Origin of the sequence: Corynebacterium silvaticum (assembly GCF_004382825.2) — a bacterium.
Lineage (GTDB): Bacteria > Actinomycetota > Actinomycetes > Mycobacteriales > Mycobacteriaceae > Corynebacterium > Corynebacterium silvaticum.
Genome location: NZ_SDQO02000003.1, coordinates 231,413 through 246,878, shown reverse-complemented (window position 1 = coordinate 246,878; position 15,466 = coordinate 231,413). Strand labels below are relative to the sequence as shown.

General features: G+C 52.9%; 13 protein-coding genes and 3 pseudogenes. 12 read left to right on the top strand and 4 right to left on the bottom strand.

The genetic code is table 11. From position 1 onward, the window contains the following. The first annotated feature begins 54 nt into the window (after positions 1-54). Together exaC and adhP are read left to right on the top strand one after the other, a co-directional pair. A complete protein-coding gene (gene exaC / locus ET810_RS09235; RefSeq protein WP_134316217.1) occupies positions 55-1,575 on the top strand; it encodes an acetaldehyde dehydrogenase ExaC in 1,521 nt (506 codons plus the stop codon). Positions 1,576-1,711: 136 nt separating this feature from the next. Next, on the top strand, positions 1,712-2,749 hold the full coding sequence (gene adhP, locus ET810_RS09230; protein ID WP_087454635.1) for an alcohol dehydrogenase AdhP: 1,038 nt from the start codon (positions 1,712-1,714) through the stop codon (positions 2,747-2,749). On the opposite strand, the pseudogene ET810_RS13230 reads toward adhP, so the two are convergent. Together ET810_RS13230 and ET810_RS09220 are read right to left on the bottom strand one after the other, a co-directional pair. After that, positions 2,746-3,847 (bottom strand): annotated as a pseudogene (locus ET810_RS13230) (alpha/beta hydrolase). The gene adhP and the pseudogene ET810_RS13230 sit on opposite strands and share 4 nt — an antisense overlap. Next, positions 3,844-4,089, bottom strand: a complete 246-nt coding sequence (locus ET810_RS09220; RefSeq protein WP_171487376.1) for a hypothetical protein — start codon at positions 4,087-4,089, stop codon at positions 3,844-3,846. Before ET810_RS09220 ends, ET810_RS13230 begins: the two are co-directional and overlap by 4 nt. A gap of 109 nt (positions 4,090-4,198) precedes the next feature. Here ET810_RS09220 and ET810_RS09215 point away from each other — a divergent pair, with 109 nt between their 5' ends. The 10 genes and pseudogenes from ET810_RS09215 (at position 4,199) to ET810_RS13355 (ending at position 13,153) form a co-directional block, all read left to right on the top strand. Further along, entirely contained in the window at positions 4,199-5,005 is an 807-nt protein-coding gene (locus ET810_RS09215) for a carbon-nitrogen hydrolase family protein (protein WP_134316215.1), read from the top strand. Positions 5,006-5,364: 359 nt separating this feature from the next. Further along, a complete protein-coding gene (locus ET810_RS09210) occupies positions 5,365-7,155 on the top strand; it encodes an HlyD family efflux transporter periplasmic adaptor subunit (RefSeq protein ID WP_134316214.1) in 1,791 nt (596 codons plus the stop codon). 3 nt (positions 7,156-7,158) lie between these two features. After that, positions 7,159-7,897, top strand: a pseudogene (locus tag ET810_RS09205) (ABC transporter ATP-binding protein). Beyond that, positions 7,897-9,169: pseudogene (locus tag ET810_RS13225) on the top strand (ABC transporter permease). The pseudogenes ET810_RS09205 and ET810_RS13225 overlap by 1 nt, the downstream one beginning before the upstream one ends. Before the next feature lie 297 nt (positions 9,170-9,466). Then, the gene (locus ET810_RS09195; RefSeq protein ID WP_087454631.1) at positions 9,467-10,441 is read left to right on the top strand and encodes a DUF418 domain-containing protein; all 975 of its coding nucleotides are present in this window, start codon (positions 9,467-9,469) and stop codon (positions 10,439-10,441) included. Positions 10,442-10,487: 46 nt separating this feature from the next. Then, positions 10,488-11,369, top strand: coding sequence for a S1 family peptidase (locus ET810_RS09190; RefSeq protein ID WP_166741046.1), 882 nt, complete (start codon positions 10,488-10,490; stop codon positions 11,367-11,369). 227 nt (positions 11,370-11,596) lie between these two features. Beyond that, positions 11,597-11,818 (top strand): hypothetical protein, encoded by a 222-nt coding sequence (locus ET810_RS13220; protein ID WP_318655672.1) that lies wholly within the window; start codon positions 11,597-11,599, stop codon positions 11,816-11,818. A 16-nt stretch (positions 11,819-11,834) separates the two neighbouring features. Next, entirely contained in the window at positions 11,835-12,155 is a 321-nt protein-coding gene (locus ET810_RS13215) for a hypothetical protein (protein ID WP_318655671.1), read from the top strand. A 159-nt stretch (positions 12,156-12,314) separates the two neighbouring features. Continuing rightward, positions 12,315-12,926: a hypothetical protein gene (locus ET810_RS12085; RefSeq protein ID WP_134316213.1), complete on the top strand. Its 612-nt coding sequence runs from the start codon at positions 12,315-12,317 to the stop codon at positions 12,924-12,926. Then, complete coding sequence (locus tag ET810_RS13355; protein ID WP_197913473.1) at positions 12,866-13,153, top strand: CPBP family glutamic-type intramembrane protease; 288 nt, start codon at positions 12,866-12,868, stop codon at positions 13,151-13,153. Before ET810_RS12085 ends, ET810_RS13355 begins: the two co-directional genes overlap by 61 nt. Positions 13,154-13,246: 93 nt before the next feature. Here ET810_RS13355 and ET810_RS09170 read toward each other — a convergent pair whose 3' ends face one another. Together ET810_RS09170 and ET810_RS09165 are read right to left on the bottom strand one after the other, a co-directional pair. Then, positions 13,247-14,377, bottom strand: a complete 1,131-nt coding sequence (locus ET810_RS09170; protein WP_087454627.1) for a ferredoxin reductase domain-containing protein — start codon at positions 14,375-14,377, stop codon at positions 13,247-13,249. Positions 14,378-14,544: 167 nt separating this feature from the next. Beyond that, complete coding sequence (locus ET810_RS09165; protein WP_087454626.1) at positions 14,545-15,252, bottom strand: hypothetical protein; 708 nt, start codon at positions 15,250-15,252, stop codon at positions 14,545-14,547. Positions 15,253-15,466: the final 214 nt, after the last annotated feature.

The following is a 15,466-nucleotide window of genomic DNA, read 5'->3' as shown; positions in this document are numbered from 1 at the left end:
GCTTCTTGTTGGCCACCTCACTGTCAGCTAGGCTTACCTAAGGAGTGATTGACCATGACGATTTACGCTAATCCGGGTACTGAAGGCGCAGTTGCTAACTACAAGAAGCGCTATGACAACTACATTGGCGGTCAGTGGGTACCGCCTGTAGACGGCGAATATCTAGACAATGTCACTCCGGTTACCGATGAGGTGTTCTGTCAGGTCGCTCGGGGTAAAGCCGCGGACATTGAGAAGGCTCTCGACGCTGCGCATGCTGCGGCGGAGGCATGGGGGAAGACCTCGCCGGCGGAACGCGCCCTCGTGCTACACCGAATTGCGGACCGTATGGAAGAGCATCTGGAAGAGATCGCTGTCGCGGAAACCTGGGAGAACGGCAAGGCTGTGCGCGAGACGCTAGCTGCCGACATTCCCTTGGCTATCGATCATTTCCGCTACTTCGCCGGTGCTATCCGCGCTCAGGAGTCGCGGACCTCGCAGATTGATCACAACACGGTCGCCTATCACTTCCATGAGCCCATCGGCGTGGTGGGGCAGATCATTCCGTGGAACTTCCCGCTACTGATGGCGGCCTGGAAGATCGCCCCTGCTTTGGCTGCTGGAAATGCGATTGTTCTCAAGCCTGCCGAGCAGACCCCGGCTTCGATTCTGTATTGGATCGATATTGTGGGCGACTTGATTCCGGACGGCGTGCTCAACATCGTCAACGGCCTGGGAGATGAGGCTGGCGTGGCGCTTTCGAGCTCTAAGCGCATCGGCAAGATTGCTTTCACCGGTTCGACGCAGGTGGGCAAGCTTATTAACAAAGCTGCTGCGGACAAGATCATTCCGGTCACGCTGGAGTTGGGTGGAAAGTCGCCATCGATCTTCTTCGGCGATGTTATGGATTATGAGGATCCCTTCCGGGATAAATGCATCGAGGGCCTTGCAATGTTCGCCCTTAATCAGGGTGAAGTGTGTACGTGCCCCTCGCGTGCGCTTGTCCATGAGTCGATTGCGGAAGAATTCCTTGCGCTAGGCGTGGAGCGGGTGCGCAAGATCAAGCTGGGTAACCCTCTGGACACTGAGACCATGATGGGTGCGCAGGCCTCCATGGAGCAGATGGATAAGATTTCCGGCTACTTGGAGATCGGTCCAAAGGAGGGTGCTGAGGTGCTCACCGGTGGGCACGTTAACCGGATTGATGGGCTGGAAAACGGCTATTACATTGAGCCGACCATCTTCAAGGGAACGAACGATATGCGTATTTTCCAGGAGGAGATCTTCGGCCCGGTGCTATCGGTTGCCACGTTTAGCGATTTCGACGAGGCCATCCGAATTGCCAATGACACCAACTATGGCCTTGGCGCTGGCGTGTGGACCAGGCATCAGAACACGGCGTATCGCGCGGGCCGTGCCATTCAGGCGGGTCGCGTGTGGGTGAACCAGTATCACAATTACCCAGCTCACGCTGCTTTTGGTGGGTATAAGGAGTCGGGAATTGGTCGCGAGAATCACTTGATGATGCTCGATCATTACCAGCAGACCAAGAACCTGCTCGTTTCTTATGATGAGAACCCCACGGGCTTATTTTAGTTGCTTTTAACTGAATATGGTTTTGTCCCCAGCCGGCGTTATGCCGGTTGGGGTTCAGTCGTTTAGGGGAATTAATGAATATAGTTCCCAACAAGGTGTAGGTGTTGAAAATGCCTACGAGAAAGGAAAGATCGACGTGAAAACCGATTTCCCTGAGGCCTTCACAGCCGCTGTAGTTGACGACTTTGGCCCTGAACTCAATATTCACGATGTAGATTTGCCCGAGCCGGGACCCAACCAAGCGCTGGTAAAACTGGTGGCCTCCGGCATTTGCCATACGGATCTTCACGCTGCGGAGGGAGACTGGCCGGTAAAGCCGGAGCCACCTTTCGTTCCTGGTCATGAAGGCGTGGGTGAAGTTGTTCAATTGGGTCCAGGACACCATGGGGTCAAGCTTGGAGACATGGTGGGCAACGTCTGGCTCTGGTCTGCCTGCGGAGAGTGCGAGTATTGCCGTACCGGACGTGAAACCCTGTGTAATGACGCAGAATACGGCGGCTATACGGTCGACGGTTCCTTTGGCGAGTACATGCTGGTGGATACCCGTTACTGCGCTCGTATCCCAGAGGGCTCCGACCCGCTTGAGGTCGCGCCAATCCTGTGTGCCGGTGTGACCGTGTACAAGGGGCTCAAAGAAACCGAGTGTAAGCCGGGCCAGTACATGGTGATTTCCGGTATCGGTGGTTTGGGCCATATTGCTGTGCAGTATGCGGTAGCCATGGGCATGCGTGTGATCGCTGTGGATATTGCAGATGAGAAGTTAGAGCTAGCGCGCAAGCATGGCGCTGAATTTGCAGTCAATGCGCTGAAGGAAGATCCGGTGGAGGCGATCAATGCCTTTACCAAGGGTGGGGCCCATGGCATTTTGGTCACCGCTGTGCACCCACAGGCGTTTGGCCAGGCCATTGGCATGACTCGAAAGGGCGGAACCATCGTATTCAATGGTCTTCCTCCAGGAGAGTTCCCGGCACCGATTTTTGAGATTGTGTTCAAGGGGCTAACCATCCGTGGATCGTTGGTGGGAACACGTCAGGACCTGGAAGAAGCCCTCGACTTCTATGCACGCGGCATGATCAAGCCGACCGTTACGGAATGCAAGCTTGACGACGTCAATAGCGTCTTCGCTGATATGCATAAGGGCAAGGTTGATGGACGTATGGCCATTAGGTATTAGCGCTGTGCTTCCGGGGCAAGACGTTTGAGGAAAAGCGGGCTGGTGAAATAACTCGAATGGCCTCCGGGAATCCCCCACTGTTCGGCTGGGAAACCAGCGGCAGTGGGGTCTTTTCCGTGTAGCGCTGTGTACTGCGTCCTGCGTCCCGGTTAATCCGATGGGATCTAGGGAGCCGAGGGCTGAGATGACGCGAGGGGAATTGGAATTGAGTTTGATCGTCGGGGAGACACCCGGGCTGCCAGCGAAGATAAGGGTGTCTGCGTCTAACCCGGTTGCTGCTGCTTTGCCTGCGACAACAGACCCGTAGCTGTGTCCGAGCACCAGCAGCTTGGCCTGCGGGTTCCGTCGGCGTAAGGAGGACTGAAAATCTTTTAATGCTTGTGCTCCGCGGGCGGTGGGGGCTGCAGCAATTGCGGCGGGGACGTGGGCGGGTGCAGAGTACCCCAGCCACGCGACGGCCGCGCCGCCTGTTACGTGGGATACGTGTTGGGCACGTCGAAAGCTCTCTGTCCACGTAGTGGGGTCGGAAGAGGCGACTCCAGCTACGAGGGTGGTGATGGAGCTGGCGGTGGACACATCGCCAAAAGCAACTACGGCATGGTGGGGGTCTAAGTGGAGTATCTCGGCATCTGGGAAATCGGTGCGCAGCTGCGCGGTAGTGAGCGAAGTTGGGGGATAGTCGGTTTCGTCGGTGCATAAAGATGCGAGCTGCGTGATGGAGTGGGCGCAGGTGGCGTCGAGAAGCTTTCCTAATTCTTCTAAGTGCATGATTGCCCTGGTGAGCAGGGTGGATTCGTCGACGGTGCGTTGTGGAAGTAGGCGTACGTACTCGTGATGACGTTCCAATTCTTTTTGGAGTCTGGCGGTGATGGAGAGGATGCGTGCGATGTATGAGGCCGTCCTGTGGGGCTCGACCCAGCGAGTTAAACGGCGCGCGAGCGTGACAGCTGCGATCTCAAAGGCGCTTCCATAAAGTTGCTCTAATCCTTGGTTCCACGTGGAACGTAGATCTTGAGCAGCGGAGCGTCCGGAGCGGGAAAACGCTGAAAGTGCGTGGGCGGAATCTAGAAGTTGCCGGGATTCTAATGTGAACATCACATCGCCTGGAGTGTGCGAGAGGTGGCTGAGTCTATCTCTATGGAGAAAGCGATTGTTTCGCGCAACTGGGAGAGTAGATCGGTGATGGCTTCTTCATCCCTGCTGGTAGTGAGTGTTGCTGATCTAAGAAAACCGTCCAATGCAGAGGCTGTGGCACTTGGTCCCATGCGCGGAACAGGGGAGTGGGCATGAGGGATAGAAAAGAAGTGGGAGAGGGCCGCGGGCTGGATAATCATGGTCATACTGGGTAGCGTGCGCGCGCTGAGAGATCTGTGCAAGCAAACAGCTCGACTCGGGAAAGATGTGTGAGTTAAGTGAAAACTATCCACAAGAGGCCTAGGCTATAGAGGTATGCGAATTGCGTTGGCACAAATTTCTGCTACGGGCGACAAACAAGAGAACTTGCGCCGGATTGAAGATCAGTCACGGCAAGCAGCACGACAGGGGGCGCGGCTGGCGGTTTTCCCGGAGGCGTCGATGCAAGCATTTGATACCGGTCGGCTGGACGTAAATTCTGAGGATATATTAGGTGCTTTTGTGAGGAGGCTCAAGGAGCTATCCGATGAACTTGGTATCGGCATCGTCGTAGGGATCTTTACTCCGGCGGATACCGTGGAGGTTGAGGGGAAGAGCGTCAACAGGGTCTATAACACGTTGGTTGTTGTTCTTCCGGGAGTGAAAAATCCTGTTGTTTATAACAAAATCCATACGTACGATGCCTTCGGCTATCGGGAATCTCATACCGTTAAGCCTGGGGAAGAGCTGGTTACTTTCTCCTATGGGGGAATCACCTTTGGCCTGGCCACCTGCTATGACGTGCGATTTCCTGGCCAATTCCGGGCTCTTGCGCAGCGCGGGGCGGAGGTCATCCTCTTACCTGCCAGCTGGGCTAATGGTGAAGGGAAGAAAGAGCAGTGGCAGCTGCTTACCTCTGCGCGGGCGTTGGATTCAACATGCTTTGTGGTGGCGGTAGATCAGGCGGACTCTGGGGTGAAGGGGCCGACGGGCATTGGGTTTTCTCGGATTGTCGGTCCAGATGGTGCATGCAAGGTGGAAGCTGGGGGTGGTGTCGAGCTGTTAATTGCAGATATATCCACGGAGAATCTTTCTGAAGTTCGCTCCGCTCTACCCGTTTTATCGGGTGTGGATGAATACTGAGGCGCCACCTCCAATGCTGACAATATTTAAGGCTATCGTTTGTTTTCATTTAGTTAGCGTTAGGGAAAATTTCTTGATGGCGTGTGAGGAGCCGTGGCAAGGTCGGTCGAGGGGGTAAAAAGCCTATGCGCATTGATTTTGCTACTTGATCACGCCCTATCTTCCCCTTTTTGTCATGTGACGCCGGACATATTCGGGTCTGTGACCGGCATTGCATTGACTAGTAATCAGAGGAGAAGAATGATGTGAAAGTTATAGTCTGAGCTTCATTTTAAGCACGTCTTCTACTAATATTCTCAACCGTTGCGTGTAATTGAAACTGAAAACAACTCGCGCTTGAGTTGACCGAAAGGACAGGTATGCCAGCCGCAGTCGCGTCTCGAGCTTGGACGACGTTAAAGAAGAAAAAAGTTTTCATACCGCTTCTGTCGGTGTTGGCATTGGTCGGAGTAGGCGCATATTTTGTTGCACCCAAGGAGCAGGGCGAGGTCATCCCTGTCACGGAGTACACGCAGCTGGAGTCTGCGGAGGTTGCTAACCGCGTTTTGGTGGAAGGCACTGTAGAGCCCATCCGTACTGCAACCTTGTACACGCACCTCACCGGTCCTGTTGCCAGCATCTCCACCAAGGTGGGCGATAAGGTGTCCACCGACCAGCTGTTGGCCAAGATTGATACGTTGACCGCTAAAACTGAGCTGGCCACCCAGCGTGCCACGGCAGCCCAGAGTCTGAACCAGGCGATGGCCCAGGCGGAGACTGCTCAGCAGCAGTATGACCAGCTAAAGAGCCGCCTGGATCAGGGGTTGAACACTGAGATTAACAGTGCCAACGCCCAGAAGCGCCAGGCGAACGAGGAATATATCAAGGCCCAGCAGGCTTTTGAGCGCAAGGCTTGGGACCGTCAGCATGCGAACACCCCAGAGCTGCGTAGCCAGGACGCTGCAGTGAAGCAGGCCCGCGACCAGCTGTTCTCCGCTGCTCTCGACGCCGCGAGGACCGGCGCAGTAACGGCTTTTGGTATCGCCCGTAGCTCGCAGGATAACGACGACTCTTCTCAGGATAAGGCACGCCTGGAAGAGCTTAAGGCAGAGCGTGACAAGGCTCAGGACGATAAGAAGAGCGAGCTCGATTCCCAGATTTCTGCACTTGAGTCGCAGATGCAGAACCGCAACCAGTCTCCTTCTGGAACGGGGCAGTCTGTTGTTGAGTCCGTGATCGGTAGCGCTGACTCTCTGGTCAAACTCAACGGCGCACAGCGTCAGCTTACAGAAGCTGAGCGTAACTACATCGCTACCCTCGCCACGGTGGATCGCGAGTTGAGTGACTCTCAGCGCGGCGTCGCAAATGCTTTTGAATCTCACAAAGAGGCAGCTACCAACGCTGCAGCCGCTGAGTTCGCAGTGCAGCAGCAGCTTGCGCAGCATGAGTTGGCCATCAACCAAGCATGGCGTGGCGCTAACACTGCTCAGGATTCATCCGCACTGACCTTGAACAAGCTGCAGCTAGACATCAATTCCTCTGACGTGCGTGTGCCTTTCTCTGGTGTTGTCATGGCTGTTCCTGCTCAGCAGGGTAAGCCTGCCGCCGGTGAAGGCCTGGTTACTATCGGTGATGATTCTTCCTTGATTGTTAACGCAAACGTGAAAGAGGCGGACGTCGCTAAGCTGCGCGTTAATGACAAAGTGAGCCTGACCTCCACGTCGAGCGGCACCAAGACCTTCGAGGGACGCATCAAGAAGATCGTCAACGTGGCTAAGCTCCCAGCTGCTAACGCAGAAAACGCAAGCAAGGCAAAGCCTTTGTATCCTGTTGAAATTGAGCTGACCGGAAACCGGGACGGCTTGCTCATCGGCGGTACCGTCAAGGCACGGGTCAACATTGATAAGAATCGTGAAACCATCAAGCTGCCCGCTGAGGCTGTGTACCAGGACGGTAACACCAAGAAGGTGCTCGTTCTTGCAGATAAAGATGGCGCTTCTGTGGTTGAGGCTCGTACCGTGACTGTTGGAAGCACCAACGACATCATCGCAGAAATCACTGGTGGCGAGCTCAAGCCAGGAGACAAGGTCCTTAACCAGGCTTCCAAGTACAAGGACATGATTGGTACTTCTGTCAGTATGCAGCAAAATGCGATTGTTGAAGGCAACTAAGTGATGAGCATTACCGCTTCAGAAACTTCGCATAATCAAGATTCACTTATCTCGATGCGGGATATCGTCAAAACTTTCAATATTGGACATGAAAGTGAATTGACGATCCTGCCTGGCGTTAATTTTGATGTCTTCCGCAATGAGTTCGTCTCTGTCGTCGGTGCGTCTGGCTCTGGTAAATCGACGCTGATGAATATCATCGGCTTGCTCGATCAGCCGACCGAGGGCGAGTATCTCTTTAACGGAACAGACGTTTTAACTCTCGACGAAGATGAGCTAGCGCATCACCGTAGCCGCAACATTGGCTTTGTGTTCCAGAGCTTCAACCTTATTGGCCGTATTTCGGCGCTGAAGAACGTCGAGATGCCCATGATGTACGCCGGCCGGCGTTCCCAAAAAAGAGCGGATTGAGCGGGCAGAAGAGCTGCTGGCTATGGTCGGCATGGACGAGCGCATGCAGCATAATCCTGCTGAGCTTTCCGGTGGTCAGAAGCAGCGCGTGGCTATTGCGCGTGCCCTGGCGAATGAGCCTCCGCTTTTGCTTGCCGACGAGCCAACCGGCGCCCTTGACTCCCACACCGGGCGCATGGTCATGGATCTTTTCCATAGCCTTAACCAGGACTTTGGCAAGACAATACTCTTTATTACCCACAACCCCGAGCTGGCCGCTAAGACCACTCGCGTTGTTACGATGACCGACGGTGTAATTGTGGACGGTAACACCTTAGGGGAGGGGCACTAATGACCTTTGGCGAATCAATTTCCCTAGCGTTGGGCAGCCTCCGCGTGAACAAGATGCGTTCGCTGCTCACCCTGCTGGGAATTATCGTCGGTATCGCTTCTGTGATTGCGATTTTGACCTTGGGTAAATCGTTGCAGACGCAGACGAGTAAGTCCTTGGCAGAAGCCGGAATTAACGACCTGACCATTCAGGTATCGGAGCGCAGCAAGACGGCCGCGCCGGCGGAAGGTGGCTTCCAGGGTGTCGGTACAGTTGAGGATTCTGCCAAGCTGACCCCGGATCTGATTGCCCAGCTAAAAAACGCAGCGGGCAACAGCATTGAGGGAATAAGTGTTGGTGAGTTCAATCATCAGTCTGTGAACTTGGGATACGGAATACGTGAAGAGCAGTCTACGGTCCTGCCGGTCAACAGCGATTTTCTTAAGATAAAGAAGATAACTGCAGATTATGGCCGCGTCTTTACTGAGGAAGACACCACTGGTGAGCGCTCGGTAGCGGTTATTTCTCCGATGACCTTGGAGCAGTTGTTTGGTAATGATCCAAAGAAGGCCATTGGCGCAGAAATTGAAGCGAGCCTTCCTAATGGAACCATCACGTCTTTGATCGTCGTAGGTGTATATCAACCAAGAGAAGTCGAGCGGTGGCCTGTTTGGCGGTAGCGCACAGTCCAACCTGTATGTTCCTTACACCATTCAGTCGCGCTTTAACGATAAGCCCATTGCGTGGGATTCCGTATCTGTGCGTATCGCACAAGGTGCTGACGAGGCTCACGTGCGGCAGATCCTGCAACGCGTGTTGGATGCTCACTACGCAGATAATTCTGAGTACCACGCAAAGCTGCAGGACAATAAGTCTACGGTGAAGTCGTTTAACTCTACGCTGAAGAACATCAGCGCGGTGGTTTCTGCTATCGCTGGTATCTCCCTCTTGGTGGGCGGCATCGGCGTGATGAACATTATGTTGGTCACAGTCACGGAGCGAACCAGGGAGATCGGTGTCCGAAAGGCTCTGGGAGCTCGACGACGCGACATCAAACTGCAGTTTATCGTCGAATCGATGATTATTTGTTCCATCGGCGGTGCCCTCGGAGTATTCCTGGGCGGCTCTACGGGCATGATTGGCTCGTATCTGCTCAAGGAGTTTGTGCTTCCACCAATCGGCGGCATCCTGCTTTCCTTAGGTTTCTCTTTGGCAATTGGCCTATTCTTCGGTTACTACCCGGCAAATAAGGCCGCTAAGCTGAACCCGATTGAAGCATTACGCTACGAGTAGCCAGCGGAAGTCACGGCTCAGATTGACGATACACCTCAGGCATAAAAAACGCCTGAGGTGCATTTTTATGGAAATATATGGCTATGGGCGATCTGATTTCTGCGTCGTATAGCTGCGCTTTATGACTTGCATCTCTTTGGTGAATTTTCTTCATTTATTTGGAACTTCCTAATGATGTTATTGCCACTTAAACCCCATCAAATTCACATAATTCGATTTTAGGATAAAAATTCTGGCGGCTCAGCTGATATGAAGCAGCTCGGCATAGTTAAAAAACTCGGAGAAGGATAAGTACCTTTGGAAACGAAGAATAGAATAATAGGCCTCGACCTAGCCCGTGCGATCGCAATTATCGGAATGATAGTTACGCACACCGCAGAACTCTCATGGGTGGGTAAAATTTTAAGCTCGGGTATCGCGTCTTCTCTGTTTGCTGTGGTCGCCGGTATCACCATGGTGATTATCTCGGAGAGACCGGGAAAGATTACCTATCTGCGTCTTATCACTAGGGGCTTGCTCGTCCTGCTGATTGGCGTGGCGCTGGTTTCTTTTGCCGTGAGCATCCAAATCATTTTGGTCATCATGGGTGCTTCCATGGTGCTGCTCTTCTGGGTTCCTAAAATTCGCATCCAGTACCAGGCGATATTGCTCGTCCTGCTTATTCTGGCTGCCGCTGCTAAGAATCAATGGACGACTGTTTATGAGCCGTACTCGATGCTGGGGTGGCTCGCCTTTATGGTCGGCGGCATGATCCTGTTTCAGGTTTTGCAGAATAATAAAAATAGGGTTATTTGGGGTGTCTCCGGACTCGTTATAACGATCGTTGGTCTGTACGCAAGGCTTAACGTAGAGCCCCCGAGCTTCTTCTCCTTTGTGGGTCACACTGGCGGCGTCGGAAATATGATCCTATGCCTGGGCGCCAGCACCGCTGTTTTGGCTTCGTGCTTCTTCCTAGGGGAAAAGGCCAACGCAAGCGTTCTGCGTCCGCTCACCGTTTTTGGAATGATGTCTTTGACTATGTACGTGGCTCACGTGGTAAGCGCCGAATACCTTTATAAGAACATCGTTCAAACGTCGAACATCTTTGCTCTTCTCTCTGTCGTCGTCGGAATAATTTTTGCAATTATCTGGGCCAAGTTCTTCAAGCGCGGTCCGCTAGAAAGCCTTATCCGGATTCTGATCCACACGATTGTTCCAACACCTGCTCGCACGTCCACGGACGCAGCTATGCCGGACAGCTCTGAGGAAAAGAAACAAAAGTCTGTCAATTGAGGTAGTCAGGGATTTTTTACAGAGTATGAAAGGTAAGAAAAATAAGATGAAACGATTTAACCGTTGCGTAGCTAGTGTGATCGCAAGTGCAGGTCTTGTAATGCTGAGCGCTCCGGCCTCTCACGCATTGGAAGGCGCTGAGGCGGCACCTGTTAATGAGGAAAGCCGCTCTGTGGTGGCGCTGAGCTTAGGAAAAGCCGGCCAGTTTGGCGACTGCACGGGAACCTTGCTTAACGAGCGTTGGGTGATTTCCGCAAGGCACTGTTTTGCGCTAGAAGATCCGAGTGGCGGCAAAGCCCGCGTAGGCCAGGCTCCTGATACCGCTGAATACGATATTGATGGCTGGGTCTTTGCGCCTTCCGGCGACATCGCTTTGGCGCATTTGGCGCAGCAGGTCGAGGACGTTTCTGCAGCAAAGCTGCCGGAAAAAGAGATAACCGTGGGAGCAGAAGGCCGACTGTATGGTTGGAGTAGCTCTTCTAAACTGGCTGCGGAGGGCAAGCTACCCTCCTCCAAGATATCGGTCGTGGAGATTTTCGGAGATGCGAAGTCAAAGCAGACTAAGTTGGCGCATGTGTCCATCGTCGACGGCGGCGGCATCCAGCCGGGAGACTCCGGCGGCCCGTTGTTTGTTGACGGAAAACTTGCCGGCGTAGCCACTGCGGGTGCAGTGAGCGAAAACCCAGATAAGCCTGCTCCGGGTGGCTTTTACACCACGGTTATAGAACAGAAGAAGTGGATTGAAGACACCATCAAGGGAGAAGGCGAAGGCGTTCTGCAGACCGAGGCCGCAGATCTTCCAGAAGATATTGCTCCAAAGCAGCATGGCGGTCGTGCACCTTGGTACGGGGCCGGGGCGGTAGTCCTCTTGGCAATCATCGCGGCGTATTCGCGACTTTCCAACAAGAAGCAGGGCGCTAAGAGCTAACGCGCCAAGCGGTAGGCTTTCTATACGAGTAAGACAATAAGCCTGTTTTAGCCCATGCAGACCGATAGGGTGTTGCGCGGGCTAAAACAGGCGTTTGTGGTTTGGGCTGTTGGGGCGGCAGCCGCCCAATTTTGCTAACTTCCGCTGAGGCTTCTAGGCTAAAGTCTCTAAAAACGTAGGTTCCGTGGTAATTAGAGCCTCAATTAATGCGAGATCGGGAAAACAACGTGAATGATCAACTGGAGAAAAAGATTGGTTTCCGGCGACGGTATTACATTATTTTCTCTTCTCTCATTATCGCCATGGTGTTCTTTTCCTGGGATATTGTCGCTGCGATAAGCGAGAACGACAATAGTCATGCAGCCGGCAGCGTGGTCATAGAAATTATTTTGTTGTTAAATCTTTCCATTTTTGTTTCTCGTGGCCTGGGGGGGCAGGGAGATGTATAGGGGAGGGCACCGCATAGTGCCTGCTAGTGAGTCTTTTGCGCCCGAAAGATTGTTCCTTTTAGGGCTGACCATTATTTTTGCCGTCTTGGTTGTTTTGAGCGGGTTTTCGCTGCGCGGGAAAAATGCTTTGGAAGAATTATTTGAGGTCACATTCTCTATTGGCCCGGTGAAATGGGCCGTGACGTTGACCGTGACAGTGCCTCTTTATGAGGTCTTTAGCAGAGGGTGGGGCGCGCTAAAGGCCAAGAAAGGCGATGTGATCGTGTCGTGTAAGCCTTTTATCAATTCCACGACCAAGGTGCGCAATTTTATCTATAGAAATAGCAATCAGTCGTAGCGTCGATACGCTAGCGCAGGCTAGATTTCTTTTAAAAATTTTCTCCCCAAAGCTGTTAAAGAACTATTACATAATTCGGCCGCTTGCGATAGCTTCCGGCATTTCCCCTACTCTTCGCAGGGGTCTTTGGCGCACCTATCCTGAATTTTTCTCAGCGAGTTGGCTGCTATAGAATTTGTTTCCAATGCAAAGCTTAATGCCCAGAAACTTCAAGGAGCGTGCTTCAGGGGCGCAGACGAAAATAAAAGAATTTCTCTTCGGGGGAAATCGAATAGACCACTTAAAATGGTGGGATCTGGTGATCCTAGCCGTAATTTTTTTGGTTATTCCACCTACATTTCCACGGTAGGGTTCCTTGCTCTTGAAGACCCCGTATTGGGCGAGACTAATCCGTCGGATTTTAGCACTGGCGACAATTATCAAGCGCTTTTTGACCAGCTGTTTTTCCTTGTAATAGCGGCGATTTACCTGGTTTTGCGTAGATTTAATTTTAAGCAGTGGACTATTCGTATAACGCTCAAGTCGACCCTGGCTGCGGTGCTTCTCTTTATCGGAGTAGCCCTAGTTTTTGATGCATATCATGCGATAATCGGGATGTTTATCCAGCCTCTTGATTCTGCTCTTGACGCTCTTGATGCTTCTCAAACGGTGGATGTGGTGCAGCAAAGTAACCTTGCGGCTTTGCTGGAAAAAAAATTGATGCATCCCTGGTGCTTTTCTCTCTCCAAAATGGTTTTTATGAAGAGATATTTTTCTTGGGGATTTTCCTGAGCGTTGCACCCAAATATCGAGTCGCGGCGTTTATCTTCTCACTGGTAGTCCGGACAATTTTCCATACCTACCAAGGCCTTGCCTCTGCTCTGGGCATTGGTTTGATTCTGGGAATTATCTTTTACTTTTTGTACACAAGGAGTAAAGACAAAAACCTATATACCTTCTTCTTGGCGCATGCCATTTGCGACGTAGTAGGGCTAGCAGTACTTTATCTGCTCTATTAAGCCCGGCGTGTGCTTTCACCCCCTGAGCGCTACGGGATAGACAGCGCAACGTGGGCATCACCGAAATAGGTGGTGCCCACGTTCTTTTCTGTGTTAGGGAAGATACCAGGGCTTGGGGGAAAAGCTGAGTGTCTGGATGTTGTAGGAAGGCGTTCCCGCCAGGATGAGTGCGGTGCGGCTGGCTTGCACGTCCTCTTCTGGGCCGGAAATGATGATGGATCTGTCACGCCAGGTGCCGTAGCTGGCTGCGACCTCGCCTGCTTGGCCGCTACGGAAAATGTGGAGGCCTCGTGGCGCAGTGCAGTATTTGCTGGGCTGGACCCACCATGCGTCGGCGTTGTTTTTGACGATGGGGGATACGGATAACCAGGGCGCGGTGGCCGCTAGCTGCCATAGGCCGGCGAGTTCATAAAGCTCTCCCGGGTAGTCAGCGCCGAAGAAGAGATGGACTCGTGGGGGATCGGACTGCGTCATGAGATCGAGGATGATAGGCCGCAGGCTGGCAAGTCCGGTGCTGTGTGTGATGAGGAGTAGGTCTGTGTCCTCGGGGATGTGCAGATGCCCTTCTCCCAATCCCAGCATCCAGTGGTCGCCTTCACGCGCTGTGGTGAGCGCTCCCGTGGGAGTAGTGAGCTCATCGCGCAGTATGTGGAACTCAATATGCCCGGACTTGTTGGCAGGGATGGAGGGGTAGAGGTAGCGCCAGTGTCCGTTGAGCAGCTCTGTGGTGACCTGTAGAAAATCGCCATGGCGGTAGTCGATGTACTCTTCTGCGACGAGTCGTACCACGGAGATTCTGCGGCTGCGACGCTCCACCTCCACCACTGAGGCCCCGATGGGCTCGCGGGGGTTGCTTGCCTTGTTGAGGTCGGCTGCGAGCGACGTGATGGCTTGTTCAGCTGCGAGGACCTTGTCAAAGTGGGAGTCGGCGCAGATGGTTTGCAGCGCACTCCGAACCGCACTAGCCAGGGCTGTGTAGTGATGGAAGCCGCGGGCGTCGAGTAGCTTCGTGTGTTCAAGGAACTTCTGCTTGACTGCGTCGGATATTTTTCCGTCGCTTTCTAATCCGCTGATGAGCGAGATGACCGCAGGGGTAAGCTGCTCACTGGGGGCAATTGTGGCGCGCGCGTAGGGATTGCTGTGATAGAAGTTGGCAAATACCTGCGCATGGAACGCGTCTTTATTTTCAAGGAGAAGCTCCGTGATAGATCTGTGATCTAGCATGGACCCAGCTTAAACTAAGCGAACGCTATTTGGTATGTGTCAGCTAAAAAGTTGCTTGGAAGCGGGGGCGTGTTTCTCCGTCGCACTATGCTTTAGGAGCTGTTTCCTCTGGCTCCGGATAGAGCAATCGGCAGATGCTAAAGCATAAGGTACAACAGACCGATGCGTTAAGAAGGCATGGTAAGCGACCAGAATGCGATTGCACACAGGATAGCTATCAGTGGAACGACGGCGAGGGACAACCATAGTAGGTTGCTGTTGTCGTAATACGTGGAAGTTTCCGGCCGAGTAGAGAATGAACTTGCCTGGTGCGTCATGTCGGTGACGTCTTGGTCGAATTCGGCGACGGTGATCTCAAAGGTAAAAGTATTGTCGTACGTTTCTGTGCCGCATTGATACACCAGAACGGAGTGCGTGTCTCCTAGATGTGCGGTGGTGGGCACGTGGACCCGGAATATTTCAGAAAATCGTGCCGTGCTGGGTTCGTGGGTGACCCAAATGGGTTCGGTGTTGTCGGCGTCCGTGATCATGGTGCAGATCGGGGAGTCAAAGAAGACTTCTTTAATCGGGATGGTCTTGGATTTTCCTGGAGCGACCATGACTTTTGACCAGGTGGCTGCTTGCAGGTCTTTCCGATGAAGTTGTTGTTCTGTAGTGACTGGCGGTCGCGTTAATTTGGGTAAATAGTGGGAGGAATCCTTGAGGTCGTTAAGACCATCGCTTTGCGACGGATGTTCTGCGGTGGGGCGCGCCGTTGCTTCTTCCGGGATGATGAGTCCGCTGAGGACGCCGATGGCAGCTGAGATGACAAGACGGTAGATCTTGGGGATAGCCACCCTGTGGGAAATATTCGGATGTATTGAATCGATATTCAACTTAGAGATTCTCCTTAAGCCGTGATCGGATGATCAGCAGCCGAAAATATAAAAGTTGAGTTGCTTACTAATGTTGACTAAGTAACATCAAAGAAAAATATACATAAGAGTTCCCCAGGTCAAGGGCTTTTTGGCATTTTCTACCTGTCAAAATATTGAAAATATAGTGCATTTAGAGTAATTGCAGTTCTTAGGCATTTTTTGACACTAGTGC